Source organism: Curtobacterium sp. AC268 (genome assembly GCF_979258745.1).
Genome location: NZ_OZ409878.1, coordinates 3,058,336 through 3,075,700, shown reverse-complemented (window position 1 = coordinate 3,075,700; position 17,365 = coordinate 3,058,336). Strand labels below are relative to the sequence as shown.

Below are 17,365 nucleotides of genomic sequence, written 5' to 3'. Positions count from 1 at the left end.
GTGCTACTTGGCGTCGGCCGGGGCCGTCACCGGCTCGGCCGCGTTGGAGACGTCCTTCGCGGGCTCGCCGTACACGGGGCCGGCGGCACCGGCGACCTTGCCCTCTTCCGGAGCCGGGGCTGCGGCGGGCGCGGCCGGGGCCTCGGCAGCGGGCTTCGGACGGGACGCGAACGCCTCGAACGCGGCACGCGGGGTCTCGCGGTCGTCGAGCGACACGATGTCGCGGCCCAGGAAGAAGCCACCGACCCAGTCGCCGATGACGCGCCACTTGCGCTCCCACGACGGCATGGCCAGGCCGTGGTAGCCGCGGTGGGCACCCCAGGCCAGGAAGCCCTTCATGGCGAACTTGCCGGACTGGAACACACCGGTGCCCAGGCCGAGGCCCGCGACGGCACCGAGGTTCTCGTGCTTGTAGTCGGTCGTCGCTTCGCCACGGATGGTCGCGACGACGTTCTTCGCGAGCTGCTTGGCCTGGCGCACGGCGTGCTGGGCGTTCGGCACGCAGAACCCTCCGACACCGCCACCGGTCAGGTCCGGCACGGCTGCGACGTCGCCGCAGGCCCATGCGTCGGCGATCACGCCGTTGTCGTCGACCACGCGCAGGTCGGGCTGCACGCGGATGCGGCCACGCTGCTCGAGCGGGAAGTCGGTGCCCTTGACCATCGGGTTCGCCATGACGCCGGCGGTCCAGATGATGAGGTCGGACGGGATGGTCTCGATCGCGCCGTCGCTCGTCTTGAGCTCGCAGACGCCACCCACGGCCGAGGCCAGCTGGGTCTCGAGGTGCACGGTCGCGCCACGCTCGGCGAGGTTCTTGAGCACCCAGTGCGAGGTCTCGAGCGAGACCTCGGGCATGATGCGGCCCATCGCCTCGACCAGGTGGAAGTGCGTGTCGTCGAAGGACAGCTGCGGGTGGCTCTTCAGCAGGTCGGTGACGAAGGAGCGGAGCTCGGCGAACACCTCGATGCCGGCGAAGCCACCACCGACGACGACGACGGTGAGCAGGCGGTCGCGCTCGGGACCGGCCGGCAGGTTCGCCGCCTTGTGGAAGTTGCTGAGGATGCGGTCACGGATGGACGCGGCTTCCTCGATGGTCTTCAGGCCGATGGCCTCGTCCGCGACGCCCGGGATCGGGAACGTGCGGGACACCGCGCCGGCGGTCATGACGATCTGGTCGTAGGACTCCTCCCACGCCTCGCCCTCGGTCGGGGTGATCGTCGCCGTCTTGGTGCCGTGGTCGACCTTGGTGACCTTCGCCGTGACGACGCGGGTCTTCTTCAGGTGACGACGGTGCGCGACGACCGCGTGACGCGGCTCGATGGAGCCGGCGGCGACCTCGGGCAGGAACGGCTGGTACGTCATGTACGGCAGCGGGTCCACCATGACGACCTCGGCTTCGCCCTGGCGAAGGTGCTTCTCGAGCTTCCATGCGGTGTAGAAACCGGCGTAACCGCCGCCGACGACGAGGATCTTGGGCACGGGGGATGATCTCCTTGGATGGGGGTGTGCGGGAGTCGAGTCAGACTTCGCCGCCACCCGCCCCGACTCCAGCGTCTGCACCGTCATCATACGCCCGGCATGCACACCGGGAGGGCGACCAGTCCGCGCGCTCGAGCGCGAGGTCGCCGATGGGGTTGACGCCGGGTCCGGCGGCGAGGGCGTGGCCGACGAGGGCGTGCAGGCACTTCACGCGGGTGGGCATGCCACCGGCGCTGATGCCGTCGATCTCGTCGACGTGTTCGATCGACTCGCGATCGGCCAGGTAGGACTCGTGGGCCGCGCGGTACTGCGCGGCGACTTCGGGGTCCTCGAGCAGGGCTGCCAGCTCGGGCATCACCTGGTTGGCCTCGAGGGTGCTGACCGCAGCGGTGGCCGCGGGGTGGCACAGGTAGTAGAACGTCGGGAACGGGGTGCCGTTCGACAGCCGGGGCTTCGTGGAGACGACGGTGGGGTTGCCACAGACGCAGCGTGCCGCGATCCCGATGACGTCACGTGCCGGTCGGCCGAGCTGCGCCGACACGACCTGGACGTCGCGGTCGGAGGGCGGGTCGAAGGGAGGGGTCGTCACGGGAACGTGAGCCTACCGGAGAAGCGGAACCCCTCGCACCGTCGGGCCGGACGGCGCCGCGCCCGGCGGTTCGGGACTACTTGCTGTCGCCCGTCCCGGAGACGTCGGGGGCGACGAGGTCGGCTGCCCGCTCGTCGGTGAGCCCGGACTGCAGCACCGACGAGAGCATCGCCTGCACCCAGTCGACCTTGGGCGTCTGCACCTTCGCGCTCACGGGGGTGCCCGAGTCGGTGGTGGGGGTCTTGTCGGCGGCCTCGTCCTCGGCGCCCATCACGAGGTAGCTCTCCTCGCCCGGGTACACGTAGAGCAGTCGGTCGCGGGCCTGTGCCTCGATGTACGCCGGGTCGTCCCAGCGTGCGACGTCCTGCTTCTTCTGCGCGACGTCGGCCTTCTGGCTCGCGACCTCGTGCTGCTGCTGGGCGATCTGCTCCTGCTGCTGGATGAGCGTCCGGAGCGACGGCGCGAGCACCACCACGAAGAGCACGATGATCGCGAGCATGAGCAGGCTGAACCCCGAGAAGTGGATCGAGCGGTACCAGGGCTGCGCGGGCGTGCTGCCGTCGGGCATCGCCACGGGGACGCGGCGGACGCGGGGCTTCTGGCTGGGCACGGTCCGACGATAACCCGGCTCGGTCGGTCCGGCCGCCCGGCACGCGGCCGTTCGGCGCCCTCTCAGCGTCTCGCGTCGTCACGTCGAGGCAGCCGGGAGGCACGGCTCCGGCCCGCCCCTGGAGCCCAGCACCTGGAGTGGTCACCACACACCGCCCGGCGCACGTCCGGTGGTCACGTCCTGTCGGCCAGGCCCGGGCCAACCGACGACTCACCACCACTCGACGCGGCGCGGGCGGCACGTCCCGACCGCTCGGCACTCCGGGGAGGCACAGACGACGAGACGCCGTCCTCCCGGAGGAGGACGGCGTCTCGGTGGTGCGGGTGCTGCTGGCCGGGCTGGTTACAGCGACGCGGCGCGCGGGAAGGCCGAGCGACCGGCGTACACCGCGGCGTCGCCGAGCTCTTCCTCGATGCGGAGCAGCTGGTTGTACTTCGCGACGCGGTCCGAGCGGGCCGGGGCGCCGGTCTTGATCTGGCCACCGTCGACCGCGACCGCGATGTCCGCGATCGTGGTGTCCTCGGTCTCGCCGGAGCGGTGCGACAGGATCGAGGTCAGGCCGTGACGGTGCGCGAGCGAGACCGCGTCGAGCGTCTCGGTGAGCGTGCCGATCTGGTTGACCTTGACGAGGATCGAGTTCGCGGCCTTCTCGTCGATGCCCCGCTGCAGACGCTTCGGGTTGGTGACGAACAGGTCGTCGCCGACGATCTGGACCTTGTCGCCGAGCTCGGCGGTCAGGTGCGACCAGCCTTCCCAGTCGTCCTCGGCCAGCGGGTCCTCGATGGTGACGAGGGGGTAGTTCGCGACGAGCTCGGCGAAGTAGGAGGTGAACTCCTGGCTCGAGAGCTGCTTGCCCTCGAACTGGTACTTGCCGTCCGAGAAGAACTCGGTGGACGCGACGTCGAGGCCGACGGCGATGTCCTTGCCGGGCGTGTAGCCGGCCTTCTCGATCGCGGTGAGCAGGAAGTCGAGCGCCGCGCGGTTCGACGCGAGCTCCGGCGCGAAGCCGCCCTCGTCGCCGAGGCCGGTGGCCAGCCCCTGCTTCTTCAGCTCGCCCTTGAGGGCATGGTAGGTCTCGACGCCCCAGCGGAGTGCCTCGGAGAAGGACTCGGCGCCGTACGGCACCAGGAAGAACTCCTGGATGTCGACGTTGGTGTCCGCGTGGGCACCACCGTTGACGACGTTCATCAGCGGGACGGGCAGCGTGTGCGCGTTCGGGCCGCCGAGGTAGCGGAAGAGCGGCAGGTCGACCGAGTCGGCTGCCGCACGGGCCACGGCGAGCGAGGCACCGAGGATCGCGTTCGCGCCGAGGCGGGACTTGTTCTCGGTGCCGTCGAGCTCGATGAGCGCGGCGTCGACGAGGCGCTGGTCGGTGGCGTCGAAGCCCTCGAGCGCCGGGCCGATCTCGTCGAGGACGGCGTCGACGGCCTTGAGCACGCCCTTGCCGCCGTAGCGCGAGGCGTCGCCGTCGCGCAGCTCGTACGCCTCGAACGCGCCGGTGGATGCACCGGACGGGACGAGCGCGCGGGACACGACGCCGTCGTCGAGGAGGACCTCGACCTCGACCGTCGGGTTGCCTCGGGAATCGAGGACTTCGCGTGCGCCTACGGCATCGATCAGGGCCACGGGGTACTCCCTACACATTGGTTGTGGTGATTGCGGTGTCGATCCTAGCGAGCGGAGGTGAACACGACGTCGGCCGTGACGCCCCGCTGTGGACGAGTCCGTGCTGGAACGAGGACTGGGTGCTCAGTCGAGCGGGCGGAACGCCACGCCCTCGAGCGACGAGGTGTCCGCCGAGACGGTGGCGAACGCCGTGAAGCCCTGGGCGGCGAGGCCGGCGAGCAGGTTCTTCGTGTTCTTCGTGCGGCGCTCGAGCCGGACGCGCCGGTGGGACGCCAGGGCCTCGGTCTTCAGCGCGGCGAGCCGGACCGGGTCGACGTCCTTGTCGTACACGAGCACGACGGCGTCGGCCTCGGCGGACTCCGGGAGGGTCACGAGGTCGACGAGCCGCTCGAACCCGAGCGAGAACCCGACCGCGGGGACGTCCTGCCCGAGGAACCGGCCGATCATCCCGTCGTACCGGCCGCCGCCACCGAGGCTGTAGCCGAAGTCGGGGTGCGCGACCTCGAAGATCGTGCCCGTGTAGTAGCCCATGCCGCGCACGAGCGTCGGGTCGAAGCGCAGGTCCACCCCGGGCAGCGCCTCGCGCAGGCGGAGCAGGTCGGCGAAGGCCTCGGCGTCGAGCCACGGCGCCCCCTCGACCGACGTCCAGTCGGCGGCCTCGAGCGCGCGGATGGTGTCCTCGAGCCCGGGCAGGTCGGCGCCCACGGTGCCGCGCAGTTCCGCCGCTACTCCGTCCGCACCGATCTTGTCGAGCTTGTCGATCGTGATGAGCGCACGATCGGCGGCAGCGGGCTCGGTGATCCCCCACGACGCGAGGAGCGCCAGCAGGATCCGGCGGTCGTTGATCCGGATCGTCGTGCCGCTGACCCCGAGGGCGTCGAGGGCCGCGGTCGTCGCGCGGATGAGCTCGATCTCGGCGAGCTGCCCCGGCTCCCCCAGGATGTCGATGTCGCACTGCACGAACTGGCGGTAGCGACCCTTCTGCGGGCGCTCGGCACGCCAGACCGGCGCGATCTGCACGGATCGGAACACCGACGGCAGCTCCGCACGGTGCGAGGCGTAGAACCGGGCAAGCGGGACGGTCAGATCGAACCGGAGACCGAGGTCGGCGAGGTCCAGCGGTGCTTCGGCTGCCTGCAGGTCCTCGGTGGTCAGCCCGCGCTTCATCACCGCGAACGCCAGCTTCTCGTTGTCACCGCCGAGCCCGGAGTGCAGCCGCGCAGCGTCCTCAACCACCGGGGTCTCGATCTCGTCGAAACCGTGCCGCGAGTAGACGTCCCGCACGACACCGAGCACGTGCTCGCGCCGGGCCTTGTCCGCCGGGAGGAAGTCACGCATGCCACGGGGTGCCGTCACGGTCGTTGCCATGCGGTCAATTCTGGCAGACCGGCGTCGCCGGCTTGCGCGCCCGCCGACCCACTGGCATACTGCATGCAGAACCTCGGTCCGGATCGTGCCTGATCCACGCTCCGGACCGATTCGCGGGGCGACGTGCTGCAGTGCGTCCCGCGGTTCGAGCGGGCTTCCCTGTCGGCCCCTCTCCCTGGTGGAGCCGACGCCCGCTCACGGGCGCCCTCTCTTTTTCGGGTTGGGAGGGCGCCCGTTCTCACTGCCCGGATTCTCCGAGCCCGGAGCACCGTCGCACGCCGGGGATCACTCCACAGCCCGACCGGCTTCCTCCAGCGCCGACACCGCGGCCCGAAGACTCGCGACCGGGTCCACCCCGCGTCCTGCCGCAGCCGCGACCTCCCCGAGCACCGCTCGCCCCCACTCGGCGTCGACCGTCCCCACCCCGTCGTCCGCAGCCGGCGCGGCGGACGCACCACGGGCCTCCGGGCCGACGCCGGAACCGCCCCCGACGACGGACGCGACGACCGCGTCGGCGTCCCCACGTTCCTCCAGGCGTTCCAGCAGCTTCACCGCACGCTCCAGCGGCGGCATCGCCCGGGGCACCCCGTCGAACGCACTCCGCCGGCTCGCCTTCTCGGCCGCCTTGGCCGCACGCCAGACCCGCACGACGTCCTCGACGGTGTCCGCCGTCTCGTCGCCGAACACGTGCGGGTGCCGCCTGGTCATCTTGTCCCGCACCCCGGCGGCGACGTCCTCGAGGGTGAAGTCCCCCGCCCGGGCGGCGATCCCCGCGTGCAGGACCACCTGGTAGAGCAGGTCGCCGAGTTCCTCGCGGACGTCGTCCGGGTCGCCGTCGTCGATGGCGTCGACGAGTTCGTACGACTCCTCGACGGCGTAGCGCGCGAGCGAGGCGTGGGTCTGCGCCCGGTTCCACACGCACCCGCCGTCCTCGGCGAGCAGGCGGTCGACGACGGTCACGAGGTCCGGTACGGCGGTCATCTGGTCATCGTGCCACCCGCGTAGACTGGCCGTGGTGTGTCGGGAAGTCTGGTCGACGGACACTCACCCGACCCCTCGAGACGGAGATCCATGTCGTCCCTCGTCCGCTCCCCCGCTTCAGCGCCATCGCGCTCCTCACCGCCGCCGTGCTCGGTCTGGTCGTGGCGAACTCCCCGATCGGCCCCGGCCTCGAACGGTTGCTCGACGCGCACCTGCCGCTCGGTGCCCTGGGCCTCGACCTGTCGATCGCGCACTGGATCAGCGACGGGCTGCTCGCGGTCTTCTTCCTGCTCGTCGCGATCGAGCTGAAGCAGGAACTCGTCGACGGCGAGCTGTCGAACCCCAAGACCGCGATCATCCCCGCCATCGCGGCGGTCGGCGGCGTGCTCGTCCCGGCCGGCATCTTCCTGCTCGTCACCGCGGGCACGCAGTACACGCACGGTTGGCCGATCCCGACGGCGACGGACATCGCGTTCGCGCTCGGGGTGCTCGCCATGTTCGGTCGCGGGCTGCCGAGCGGCATCCGGGTGTTCCTGCTCGCGCTGGCCGTGCTCGACGACCTCATCGCGATCATCATCATCGCCGTGGTGTTCGCCCACGACACCGACTTCCTGGCCCTCGCGGGCGCTGTCGTCACCCTCGCGGCGTTCTGGCTGCTCGGTCGGATGCTCCGTCCGGGGCGCAGCGGGCAGACGCTCGTCATCGTGGCGATGGTCGTCGTCGGACTCCTGACCTGGTGGCTCGTCTACCACTCCGGTGTGCACGCCACGATCGCCGGCGTCGCCCTCGGGCTCGTGCTGCCCCGACGCCCGGGCCACACCCTGCACGAGAACGTCGAACCGTGGTCGAACGCCATCGTGCTGCCGGTGTTCGCGTTCGCGTCGGCCGCCGTCATCATCCCCTCGGTCGGCATCAGCGAGCTCTCCCCCACGTTCTGGGCCGTCGTCCTCGCACTGCCGGTCGGCAAGGTCATCGGCATCACGCTGTTCGGCACGATCGCCACGCGCATCTTCCGCTCGCCCGGCCGCTCGTCGCTGTCGTTCTTCTCGATCATCACCGTCGGCGTGCTCGGCGGCATCGGTTTCACCGTGTCGCTGCTCATGAACGAGCTGGCGTTCGCCCGCAACGAGGAGATCCTCGACGAGGGCGTCCTCGCCGTGCTCGTCGGCTCGGGCATCGCCATCGTCGCGTCGGCGGTCGTCGTCACCCTGCGGGCGCGGGCGTACCGCGCGCGCCGCGAGCTGTCCGAGGCCGAGGACACCGAGTAGCGGGTCGCGGGCCGGCGGTTCGCACCCGTTCCGCGACAGAGCACGCGTCGTTCGACGCGTGGATCGTCGCGAACAGCGAGCGCGCCGTGGACGTGGCCGATGACGGCCTGGAGGCACGGTGCGGGCCCGCACCGTGCCTCCAGGCCGTCTCCGCTCGCGTCTACGCGGCCGGCGCCTCGGCCGGGGTCGTCGCCCCGTACACGGCGGTGAGGATGCTCTCCACCCACTGGATGAGGGCGTCGTCCGGCAGCGCCTGGTCGTGCGGACGCGGCATCGGGATGCTCGTCGCGTTCTGCTGCGGGAACCAGCGCGCCCCCGGGAACATGCGCTTCAGGCGCACCTGCGACGAGTCGGCGAGCTCCTTGCCGGCGACCCGCAGGTTCGAGCCCATCACCACGACGTCGGACAGGCCGACCTGCTGCGCCATGCGACGGAGACGGGAGACCTCGACCAGGGTCTGCACGGCCTGCGGCGGCTGCCCGTAGCGGTCGGTGAGCTCGTCGAGCACCATGTCGATCGCGTTCGGCTGGGCCGTCGGGGCCGAGGCCGCCGAGAGCTTCTGGTACGCCTCGAGCCGGAGTCGCTCGGACTCGACGTAGTCCTCGGGGATGTGCGCGTCGACGGGGATCTCGAGCCGGAGCTCGGTCTGCCCCTCGGCGACGTCGCCACGGAACTGCGACACCGCCTCGCCGATCATCCGCAGGTACAGGTCGAACCCGACGCCCGCGATGTGGCCGGACTGCTCCCCGCCGAGCAGGTTGCCGGCCCCGCGGATCTCGAGGTCCTTCATGGCGACCTGCATGCCCGCGCCGAGCTCGTTGTTCGCGGCGATGGTCTCGAGGCGGTCCTGTGCGGTCTCGGACAGCGGCTTGTCGGAGTCGTAGAGGAAGTACGCGTACCCGCGCTCCCGCCCACGGCCGACACGACCGCGCAGCTGGTGCAGCTGCGACAGGCCGTACTTGTCCGCCTTGTCGATGATGAGCGTGTTCGCGTTCGCGATGTCCAGGCCCGTCTCGATGATCGTCGTCGAGACGAGGACGTCGAAGCGGCGCTCCCAGAAGTCGACCATGACCTGCTCGAGGGTGGTCTCCGACATCTGCCCGTGCGCCACGGCGATGCGGGCGTCCGGCACGATCTCGGCCAGGTGTGCGGCGACCGACTGGATGTCCTTCACGCGGTTGTGCACGTAGAACACCTGGCCCTCGCGCAGCAGCTCGCGGCGGATCGCGGCGGCCACCTGCAGGTCGGACTGCGGCCCGACGAAGGTCAGGATGGGGTGGCGGTCCTCGGGCGGGGTCGCCAGGGTCGACATCTCGCGGATGCCCGTGACCGCCATCTCGAGCGAGCGCGGGATCGGGGTCGCCGACATCGCCAGGACGTCGACGTTCGTCTTGAACTTCTTGAGCTGGTCCTTGTGCTCGACGCCGAACCGCTGTTCCTCGTCGATGATGACGAGCCCGACGTCCTTGAAGGTGATGCCCTGCGACAGGATCCGGTGGGTCGCGATGACGATGTCGACCGTGCCGTCGGCGAGCCCGGCGATGGTCTCCTTCGACTCCTTCTCGGTCTGGAACCGGCTCAGGGCGCGCAGGTGCACGGGGAACCCGGCGAAGCGCTCCTGGAACGTCTCCATGTGCTGGCGGACGAGCAGGGTCGTCGGGACGAGCATGACGACCTGCTTGCCGTCCTGCACGGCCTTGAACGCGGCACGGATCGCGACCTCGGTCTTGCCGTAGCCGACGTCGCCGGACAGCAGGCGGTCCATCGGGATCGGGCGTTCCATGTCGCGCTTGATCTCGTCGATCGTGGTGAGCTGGTCGGCGGTCTCGGCGAACGGGAACGCCTCTTCCAGCTCGCGCTGCCACGGGGTGTCCGGACCGAACGCGTGCCCCTTCGACGCCATCCGCGCCGAGTACAGCTTGACCAGGTCGACGGCGATGTCGCGGACGGCCTTGCGGGCCTTCGACTTGGCGGCGGACCAGTCCGAGCCGCCCATCTTCGACAGGGTCGGCGACTCACCACCGACGTAACGCGACAGCTGGTCGAGCTGGTCGGTCGGCACGAAGAGCTTGTCGCCCGGGTAGTTGCGCTTCGACGGCGCGTACTCGAGCACGAGGTACTCGCGCTGCGTCTTCACGGCGTTGCGACCGCCGCTGGAGACCTCGCGGCTGACGAGTTCGACGAACTTGCCGATGCCGTGGGTCGCGTGCACGACGACGTCGCCCGGCTTGAGCTGCAGCGGGTCGACGACGTTCTTGCGCCGGCTCGCGAGCTTCTTGACGGTGCGGGCGCCCTGCTGGACGCTGCGGCCGTAGAACTCGGCCTCGCTCAGGACCGCGATGCGGGGGTCGGGGATCGCGAAGCCGTGCTCGACGGTCGCGGTCGTCACGACGGCGAACCCGGGCTCGGGCGGCGCGGTCACGGCATCGGCACGGGCGGCGACCCCGGCGTCGGCGAGCACCTGCACCGCACGCTCGACGAGGCCCTGGCCCTGCGCGGTCACAACGACGGCCCACCCGTCGTCGGTCAGCGACTTGACGTGGGCGATCGCCCCGTCGGCGCTGCCGGCGAAGCTCGGGACGGCCTCGGCCCGGACGCGGATGTACTCGCCGGCCTCGGCAGCGGCCTCGGCGTCGGTGAGGACGCGCTCGGTGTCTCCTTCGTCGAGGCCGGAGTCGAACGGCGACACCGTCCACCAGGTGCGCTGGCCGCGGGTGTTCTTGAGCTGCTGCACGGTCAGGAAGTTGCCGGCGTCGAGGTCGATCGGGGCCTGGGCACCGGCGACCGCCGCGCTCCAGGCCGCCTGCAGGAACTCGGTGTTCGTCTCGGCCAGGCTGTTCGCGCGGCCGTTCACCCGCTCCGGCGAGAACACCGCGATGGTGGCGTCGTCCGGCAGGTAGGAGGTCATCGGCACGAGGTCCTGCACGAGCGCCGGAGCGAGGGACTCCATGCCCTCGACCGGGATCCCCTCGGCGATCTTCGCGAGCATCTGGGACAGGTTCGGGAACTCGTGCAGCATCTCGCGTGCCCGCTGCCGGACGTCGTCGCTGAGCAGGAGTTCGCGCGAGGCGGTGAGCTCGACCGAGCCGAGGTCGTCCTCTGTCGTGCGCTGGTCGGCGACGGAGAACGCCTTGATCGCCTCGATCTCGTCGCCGAAGAAGTCGACGCGCGCCGGGTGGTCGGCCGTCGGCGGGAAGACGTCGAGGATGCCACCGCGCACCGCGAACTCACCACGGCGGGTGACGAGGTCGACGCGGGAGTAGGCGAGGTCCACCAGCTGGGACGCGATCGCCGCCAGGTCGTTGCCCCGCGAGTCGGTCCGCAGCACCACCGGCGCCAGGGACGTCAGGTTGCTCGCGATCGGCTGCAGCGCGGCGCGGACGCTCGCGACGACGATGGTCTGGCGACGATCGGCCGGGTCCGCCGCCTGCCACGCTGCGAGCTTCCGGAGCGTCGCGATGCGCGTGCCGACGGTCTGGGCACTCGGGCTGAGGCGTTCGTGCGGCAGGGTCTCCCACGCCGGGAACTCGAGCACGTCGGCGTCGGGGACGTAGCTGCCGAACGCTTCACGGACCGCCTCGGCTTCACGCCCGGTCGCCGTGATGACGAGGACGCACTGCGGACCGTTGCGCTCGGCGAGCAGCGCGCCGAGCAGCGGCACGCGCAGGCCGTCCACGACGGAGAAGTCGGCGTCGCGCGGTGCGGCGCGCAGCACGCGATCGAAGGCGGAGGCGCGCGAGAGCGCAGGGATGATGCCCGAGATCGTCACTCAGGAGATGGTACCGGCCGCCACCGACACCGGCCGCGGCGTGCGCGACGGGCGAACAGCGCCGAACGCTCAGGACGGAGCGTGCACGCGCTGCTGTGCGGCGAGCAGCCCGACCTCGGCGATCGCCTCTACCGCGTCGGCCGCGTCGGCCAGCAGGATCGGCAGCGTCTTCTTCTCGGCTGCGGAGAAGTCACGCAGCACGTAGTCGGCCGGGTCCTGCCGACCGGGCGGACGTCCGATGCCGACCCGGACGCGCATGAACTCGTTCGTGCCGGTGGCCTTGATGATGTCGCGCAGCCCGTTGTGCCCGCCGTGCCCGCCGTTGCCCTTCAGGCGGACGGTGTCGAACGGCAGGTCGAGCTCGTCGTGCACGACGACGAGGTCGGCCGGGGTGGCGCCGTAGAACCCGAGCACCGAGGAGACCGGTCCGCCCGAGGTGTTCATGAACGACCCGGGCTTCGCCAGCACGAGTCGTGTGCCGCCGGGCACCAGGCGCCCCTCGGCGACCTGGTTCGGCGTCTTGTGCTTCTTGAACGTCGCTCCCGTGCGGGAGGCGAGTTCGTCGAGGACCATCTGGCCGACGTTGTGGCGGTTGCCGGCGTAGTCGGGCCCGGGGTTCCCGAGCCCGACCACCACCAGGATGCTGCTGCCGTTCATGAGCGCAGTGTCACAGCGTCGACCAGATGTCTTCGAAGGGGTGTTACTCGGAGTCCGCGGCGCCCTCGGCACCCGACTCGGCACCGGCCTCGGCCGAAGCCTCGTCCGCGGCGTCGTCGTCAGCGGTGCCACGCGGGGTGACGATCGCGACGACCAGCGCCTCGGGGTCGGTCTCGAGCTCGGCGCCCTCGGGGAGCTCGAGCTGCGAGGCGTGGATCTGCACGCCGTCCTCGAGGCCCTCGACGTTCACGGAGACGTGCTCCGGGATGTCGGTGGCGAGCACGAGCAGCGAGATCGTGTTGAGGTCCTGCACGTGGATGGTGCCGGAGAAGGACTCGCCCTCGATGACGACGGGCACGTCGACCGTGACCTTCTCGCCGCGGCGGAGGACCACGAGGTCGATGTGCTCGATGATCTGGCGCACCGGGTCACGCTGGACGTCCTTGACGAGGGCGAGCTGCGCAGCGCCCTCGATGTCGAGGTCGACGACCGCGTTGGCGGTACGGACGAGCAGCATGGTCTCGTGACCGGGCAGCGAGATGTGCTTCGGCTCGGTGCCGTGGCCGTAGACGACCGCGGGGATCTTGTCGGCCGCGCGGAGCTTGCGAGCAGCGCCCTTGCCGAACTTGGTGCGGACTTCCGCTGCGAGCTTGGTGTAGTCGGCCATGGTGCCTCCTGGTGTCGGGGACGACGCCGGGGTGCCGGCATCGTGGGGGTCTGTGGTGTTGCAACTCGAACGCGTGCACGCGTGAGGAACGATCCCAGGGTCTTGCCGGGTATCCCACCGCGTCGATCACGGCCGCGCGTACGCAGCCCTCGCCGAAGTCAGGGACCGAGTCTAGCAGGACCGTCCGGGCGTGTCGTGCGTCACGGTCCGGACGCTCGCCGGGACGCCACGGGAGGCCCGTGGCGGTCCCGCCACGGGCCTCCCGTCCGTCGTCCCCGTGCGGCGGGCGCGGGGCGCTCCCCCCAGGACCGCTCCCCGCACCCGCCGCGTCAGTCGACGTCCGTCGGTGCCGCCGGCGCGAGCCGTGCGATCACCCGGTCGAGGCGGGCGTCCACCTGCGGCTGCCGTGTCGAGCCCTTCCGGAGCGCGGCCGCGTCGGTCGCGGTGACGTGCAGCAGCCGTGCCCACTCCGCCGCGTACAGCGCGCTGCGGTAGCCGGATGACTCCTGGCACGCGACGTCCCGTTCGGCGACGGCGACCTCTGCCTTCCCCGGATCGTCCGAGAACAGGACGACCTGGTCGCCATCACGGGCGCTGACGTGCATCGAGGGGGTCGGCATGCCCTCCGGACCCGCCGGCAGGTCCGGCACACCGGACGGCGCCATGCAGGTGCGCCACCCGGCCGCCGCCGTGCGGACCTTGTCGTCCTGGCGCGCATCCAGCGCCGCCAGGTACGTCAGGCGCTGGGCCAGTTCGGACGCGGTCTGCTCGGTGCCGGGCAGCGTCGTGCCGAGGGTCTTCCGGGCTGCCTTCCAGCAGCGGGCGGCCACGTCGTCCGGGAGCGCGGCGAACGCGGCCTGGCGGTCCTGGTCGTACCCCCACTGCCGCATGCCCTCCAGGTTCGCACCCGCGGCGGACGGACCGTGGTATCCGCGGGACTCGGCGAGCGCCGCGGTGAGGGGCCTGGTGGTCGCGAGTGCGGGTGACGGGTTCGCCCGGGCGGCGGTGTCGGCCGCGTCGTCGTCGGCCTGCAGCCCGGCCGCGGTCGCCCAGGGAGCCGGGTCGTCGATGCCGGCCTTCCGCAGGCAGGGCTCGGCCACGAGGTCCTCGGCGTACGTGGTCTTCGACGAGGCCGGTGCGACGAAGGCGTCGAGGGGCATCGCCCACGCCGTGCTGTCCTGTTCGACGGTGGGTGCGACCGCGACGTCGGCTCGTTCGGGCAGGCCGTGGACGACCGCGGTGGCCAGTCCGGCGAGGACGACGACGAGGGTGCCGGTCTTCGCGACGCGGTTCGTGATCTGCATGGTTCCCCCTAGGCGCGGACGAGGCCGCGTTCGTGTGCGGTGATGACGACCTGGATCCGGTTCCGGAGTCCGAGCTTCGTCAGGACGGCGCGGACGTGGGTCTTCACGGTGGCGTCGCTCAGGAAGACCGACTCCGCGATCTCGGCGTTGCTGAGCCCCTTCGCGACGAGCAGGAAGACCTCGCGCTCGCGGGCCGTCAGCGCGTCGAGCACCTCGTCGCGTCGGTCGGTCACGGCCGGGGTGCCCTGCGCGCGCAGCAGGTCGAGTGCCTCGGCTTCGGTCGGGGCCGGTCGCCCGGCGTGCACGTCGCGGATGGTCGCGGTGACGACGTCGGGCAGGGCGTCCTTCGTCAGGAACGCGGCGGCGCCGGCGCGGAGTGCGGCGAGCACGGCGTCGTCGCGGCGGATGGTCGTGAGGGCGACGACCCGTGGGCGGTCCTGGGTCGAGGCGACGAGACGCGTCAGGGTCTCGATGCCGTTCATGACCGGCATCCGCAGGTCGAGCAGCAGCACGTCGGGGTGTTCGGCGGCGCAGAGCTCGAGGGCGGCGGCACCGTCGCCGGCGGTCCCGACGCAGGTCATGTCGTCCTGGGCGTCGACGAGCATCTGCATCCCGGTGGCGAACAGTCGCTGGTCGTCGACGACGGCGACGCGGACGGCGCTCATCGGACGTGCTCCGGCAGGACGGCCGCGGTGTCGGTGTCGGTGTCGGTGTCGGTGTCGGTGTGGGGCGTCGCCGTGGTCGGCACCGCGGCGCTCGTCGGCAGCCACGCGGTGACGACCCACTCGTCCGGGGTGTCGCCGACACCGGCACGCAGCCAGCCCCCGGCCAGTCGTGCGCGCTCCTGCATCCCGGCGACACCGGACCCCGCGCCGTCGAGCTCGACGAGGGGCTCGTTCCCCCGCGACGTCACGACGACGCCGAGCCCCGGGCCGCGCCAGTCGAGCGCCACCCGGGCCGTCGCGGTCCGCCCCTGGTGCTTCAGCACGTTCGTCAGGCTCTCCTGCACGATCCGGTGCACCGCGCTGGCGCTGCCCGCGGGCAGGAGTCCGGCACCGTGCTCCTCGAACGTCGTGGTCATGCCGAGCTCCCGCATGTCCTCGACCAGGTCGGGGACGTCGGACAGCCCGTGGCGGTCGGCGTCGTCGCTCGCCTGGATGCGTTCCACCAGGGCCCGGACGTCACCCAGTGCCGAGCGGCTCACGTCGGCGATGTCCTGCAGCGCCCGGGCGGCGTGCTCGTCCCGCACGGCGATGGCCGCGGCACCCTGGGCCTGGGACACGACGACCGCCAGTGAGTGGGCGAGCGAGTCGTGCACGTCGCGGGCGATCCGTGCGCGCTCCTGCTCGGCCCGGAGCTCGGTCGTGGTCACCTCGGTGCGGCGTTGCGCCTCGACCACCCGGACCCGGGCGAGGCCGATCCGCCAGGCGGCACCGATGGCCACGCCGACCGCCCAGGTGACACCGCTGACCCCGACGAACGCGAAGGTGATCGTGACGAGGTCGGACCGGGTCCCTCCGGAGTTCCCCACCCAGCTGCCCCAGACGTCTCGGTCGGCAGCGGTCGGGACCGCCATCGCCCAGGCGGCCGCCGCACTCGCGAGCAGGAGCACGGGGACCGCCAGGTAGCGGAGCAGGTCGGACCGACCGGCACCGACGACGCCGACGACGATCGCGATGGCCAGGTACTCCGGCCAGGTCGTGTCGGTCGGCCGGGTGAGCAGCCGGGCCGCCTGCAGGAGCGGGATGCCGACGACCAGTCCGAGCGCGGTCGCGGGCATCCACGCGGCGAGGCCGATGGCGACGGCGAAGGCCGACACCACGACGACGTGGTCGGCGAGCCCCGCGCGTCCGGCCTCGGCGACGATCCAGAGCACGAGGTACACGGCGCCGGCGGCCGGGGCCAGCAGGTGCCGGTACCGGCGGAGGAGGGAGGTCATGACGCGAGCGTATGGGCCGCGCCGGACGGGGACCGAGCCGGGCGGCCGCTTTTCATCCGAGGTGATGAGGTCACCCCGGACGGCTCAGCGGCCGACCACTCGCCGGTGCTCCTGCGCGGCGTGGAGGACATCGCGCGCCCGGTCGCTCGCCGCCTCGGCCTCGTCGCGGGCTGCCTCGAGCCGGGTGATCTCGGCCTCGGCCTGCTCGAGGGCACGCTGGAGCTCCGCGCGGCGCTCCTCTGCCTGTTCGAGATCGGCCTCGGCGGTGTCGAGTGCTGCGTCGGCGTCGCGGGACTCCGTGCGCGCTGCGGTCTCGGCCTGGCGCGCGGCCTTCCGGTCGGCGGCCGGGTCGCGCTTCGGTTCGGGTTCGGGTTCGGGTTCGGGTTCGGGTTCGGGTTCGGCGTCTGGTTCCGGAGCGTCGCGCTGCGCGGGCCTGGAGGCACGGCTCGCCTTCCGCGCACCCCTCGCCAGGGAGATGGGGATGGGTGGGGCATCGCTGCCGGACCAGGCATCGGGGACCGCGTCCGGATCCGCGAGCGCCCCGTCGAGGTGGACCGCGTCGAACCCCACGCTCTCGAGCGCCGTCACGAGCAGCCCCGACCGGACGGCCGCGCCGGCGTGCGGGTCCGCCATCGCCGCCTCGATCGTCGACCGGACCTGCTCGAGCACCGCCGGGGTGACGGGGTGTCCGGCGTCGGACGCCAGGTCCGCACCGGCCTGCGCGAGGGCGTCGACGACCTCGGCGCGCTGCCGACGGAGGGTCCGGATCGCGTCGGGGTCGGCGTCCGCCTGCGCCTTGCGGAGCGCCGGTCCGAGGTCGACGGCGTCGTCGAGGGCACCGTCGTGGGCGAGCAGGTCGATCACCCAGGCAGCCGGGGCGGGCTTCCGGAGCTTCCCGATCGCCGTCGCGAGGGCACGGTCGTCCTTCCGCGCCGCGCGTTGTCGTGCGGTGCGTTCGGCGACGAAGTCCTGCGGCGCGACGAGCAGCAGCTCCCTGGCGACGTCGGCGAACTCCATGCCACCACTGTGCCTGCTCAACACCGAGCCCGCTCGACACTGTGCCTGCTCGACACCGTGCCCGCTCGACACCGTGCCCGCCACGGCGTCG

The 17,365-nt window shown here is 71.7% G+C and carries 14 protein-coding genes; 1 reads left to right on the top strand and 13 read right to left on the bottom strand.

The window, feature by feature from the left end; genetic code table 11:
- Positions 1-3 precede the first annotated feature (3 nt).
- From ACZZ9K_RS14625 to ACZZ9K_RS14600, 6 genes are all read right to left on the bottom strand, one after another.
- Positions 4-1,479 carry an NAD(P)/FAD-dependent oxidoreductase gene (locus ACZZ9K_RS14625; RefSeq protein WP_463444441.1) on the bottom strand — a complete coding sequence of 492 codons (1,476 nt, stop codon included), beginning with the start codon at positions 1,477-1,479 and terminating at the stop codon, positions 4-6.
- A gap of 40 nt (positions 1,480-1,519) precedes the next feature.
- Positions 1,520-2,068, bottom strand: coding sequence for a DUF501 domain-containing protein (locus tag ACZZ9K_RS14620; RefSeq protein WP_027464495.1), 549 nt, complete (start codon positions 2,066-2,068; stop codon positions 1,520-1,522).
- Positions 2,069-2,144: 76 nt separating this feature from the next.
- Entirely contained in the window at positions 2,145-2,678 is a 534-nt protein-coding gene (locus ACZZ9K_RS14615; protein ID WP_111056958.1) for an FtsB family cell division protein, read from the bottom strand.
- Positions 2,679-3,020: 342 nt separating this feature from the next.
- The gene (gene eno, locus ACZZ9K_RS14610; RefSeq protein ID WP_027464494.1) at positions 3,021-4,304 is read right to left on the bottom strand and encodes a phosphopyruvate hydratase; all 1,284 of its coding nucleotides are present in this window, start codon (positions 4,302-4,304) and stop codon (positions 3,021-3,023) included.
- A gap of 123 nt (positions 4,305-4,427) precedes the next feature.
- On the bottom strand, positions 4,428-5,672 hold the full coding sequence (gene hisS / locus ACZZ9K_RS14605; RefSeq protein ID WP_138802683.1) for a histidine--tRNA ligase: 1,245 nt from the start codon (positions 5,670-5,672) through the stop codon (positions 4,428-4,430).
- A 285-nt stretch (positions 5,673-5,957) separates the two neighbouring features.
- Positions 5,958-6,653: a MazG family protein gene (locus tag ACZZ9K_RS14600; protein WP_138802682.1), complete on the bottom strand. Its 696-nt coding sequence runs from the start codon at positions 6,651-6,653 to the stop codon at positions 5,958-5,960.
- 161 nt (positions 6,654-6,814) lie between these two features.
- On the opposite strand from ACZZ9K_RS14600, the gene nhaA reads away from it, so the two are divergent.
- Complete coding sequence (nhaA, locus tag ACZZ9K_RS14595; RefSeq protein ID WP_463444440.1) at positions 6,815-7,921, top strand: Na+/H+ antiporter NhaA; 1,107 nt, start codon at positions 6,815-6,817, stop codon at positions 7,919-7,921.
- A gap of 160 nt (positions 7,922-8,081) precedes the next feature.
- On the opposite strand, the gene mfd is transcribed toward nhaA, so the two are convergent.
- From mfd to ACZZ9K_RS14560, 7 genes are all read right to left on the bottom strand, one after another.
- The gene (mfd, locus tag ACZZ9K_RS14590; RefSeq protein ID WP_463444439.1) at positions 8,082-11,690 is read right to left on the bottom strand and encodes a transcription-repair coupling factor; all 3,609 of its coding nucleotides are present in this window, start codon (positions 11,688-11,690) and stop codon (positions 8,082-8,084) included.
- A 69-nt stretch (positions 11,691-11,759) separates the two neighbouring features.
- Complete coding sequence (pth, locus tag ACZZ9K_RS14585) at positions 11,760-12,347, bottom strand: aminoacyl-tRNA hydrolase (RefSeq protein WP_463444438.1); 588 nt, start codon at positions 12,345-12,347, stop codon at positions 11,760-11,762.
- Between the two features lie 43 nt (positions 12,348-12,390).
- Positions 12,391-13,014: a 50S ribosomal protein L25/general stress protein Ctc gene (locus ACZZ9K_RS14580; protein WP_042537722.1), complete on the bottom strand. Its 624-nt coding sequence runs from the start codon at positions 13,012-13,014 to the stop codon at positions 12,391-12,393.
- A gap of 329 nt (positions 13,015-13,343) precedes the next feature.
- Positions 13,344-14,318: a hypothetical protein gene (locus ACZZ9K_RS14575; protein WP_463444437.1), complete on the bottom strand. Its 975-nt coding sequence runs from the start codon at positions 14,316-14,318 to the stop codon at positions 13,344-13,346.
- Positions 14,319-14,326: 8 nt separating this feature from the next.
- On the bottom strand, positions 14,327-14,983 hold the full coding sequence (locus ACZZ9K_RS14570) for a response regulator transcription factor (protein ID WP_027464485.1): 657 nt from the start codon (positions 14,981-14,983) through the stop codon (positions 14,327-14,329).
- Complete coding sequence (locus ACZZ9K_RS14565; RefSeq protein WP_463444436.1) at positions 14,980-16,257, bottom strand: sensor histidine kinase; 1,278 nt, start codon at positions 16,255-16,257, stop codon at positions 14,980-14,982. The genes ACZZ9K_RS14570 and ACZZ9K_RS14565 overlap by 4 nt, the downstream gene beginning before the upstream one ends.
- Positions 16,258-16,341: 84 nt before the next feature.
- A complete protein-coding gene (locus tag ACZZ9K_RS14560) occupies positions 16,342-17,274 on the bottom strand; it encodes a hypothetical protein (protein ID WP_463444435.1) in 933 nt (310 codons plus the stop codon).
- Positions 17,275-17,365: the final 91 nt, after the last annotated feature.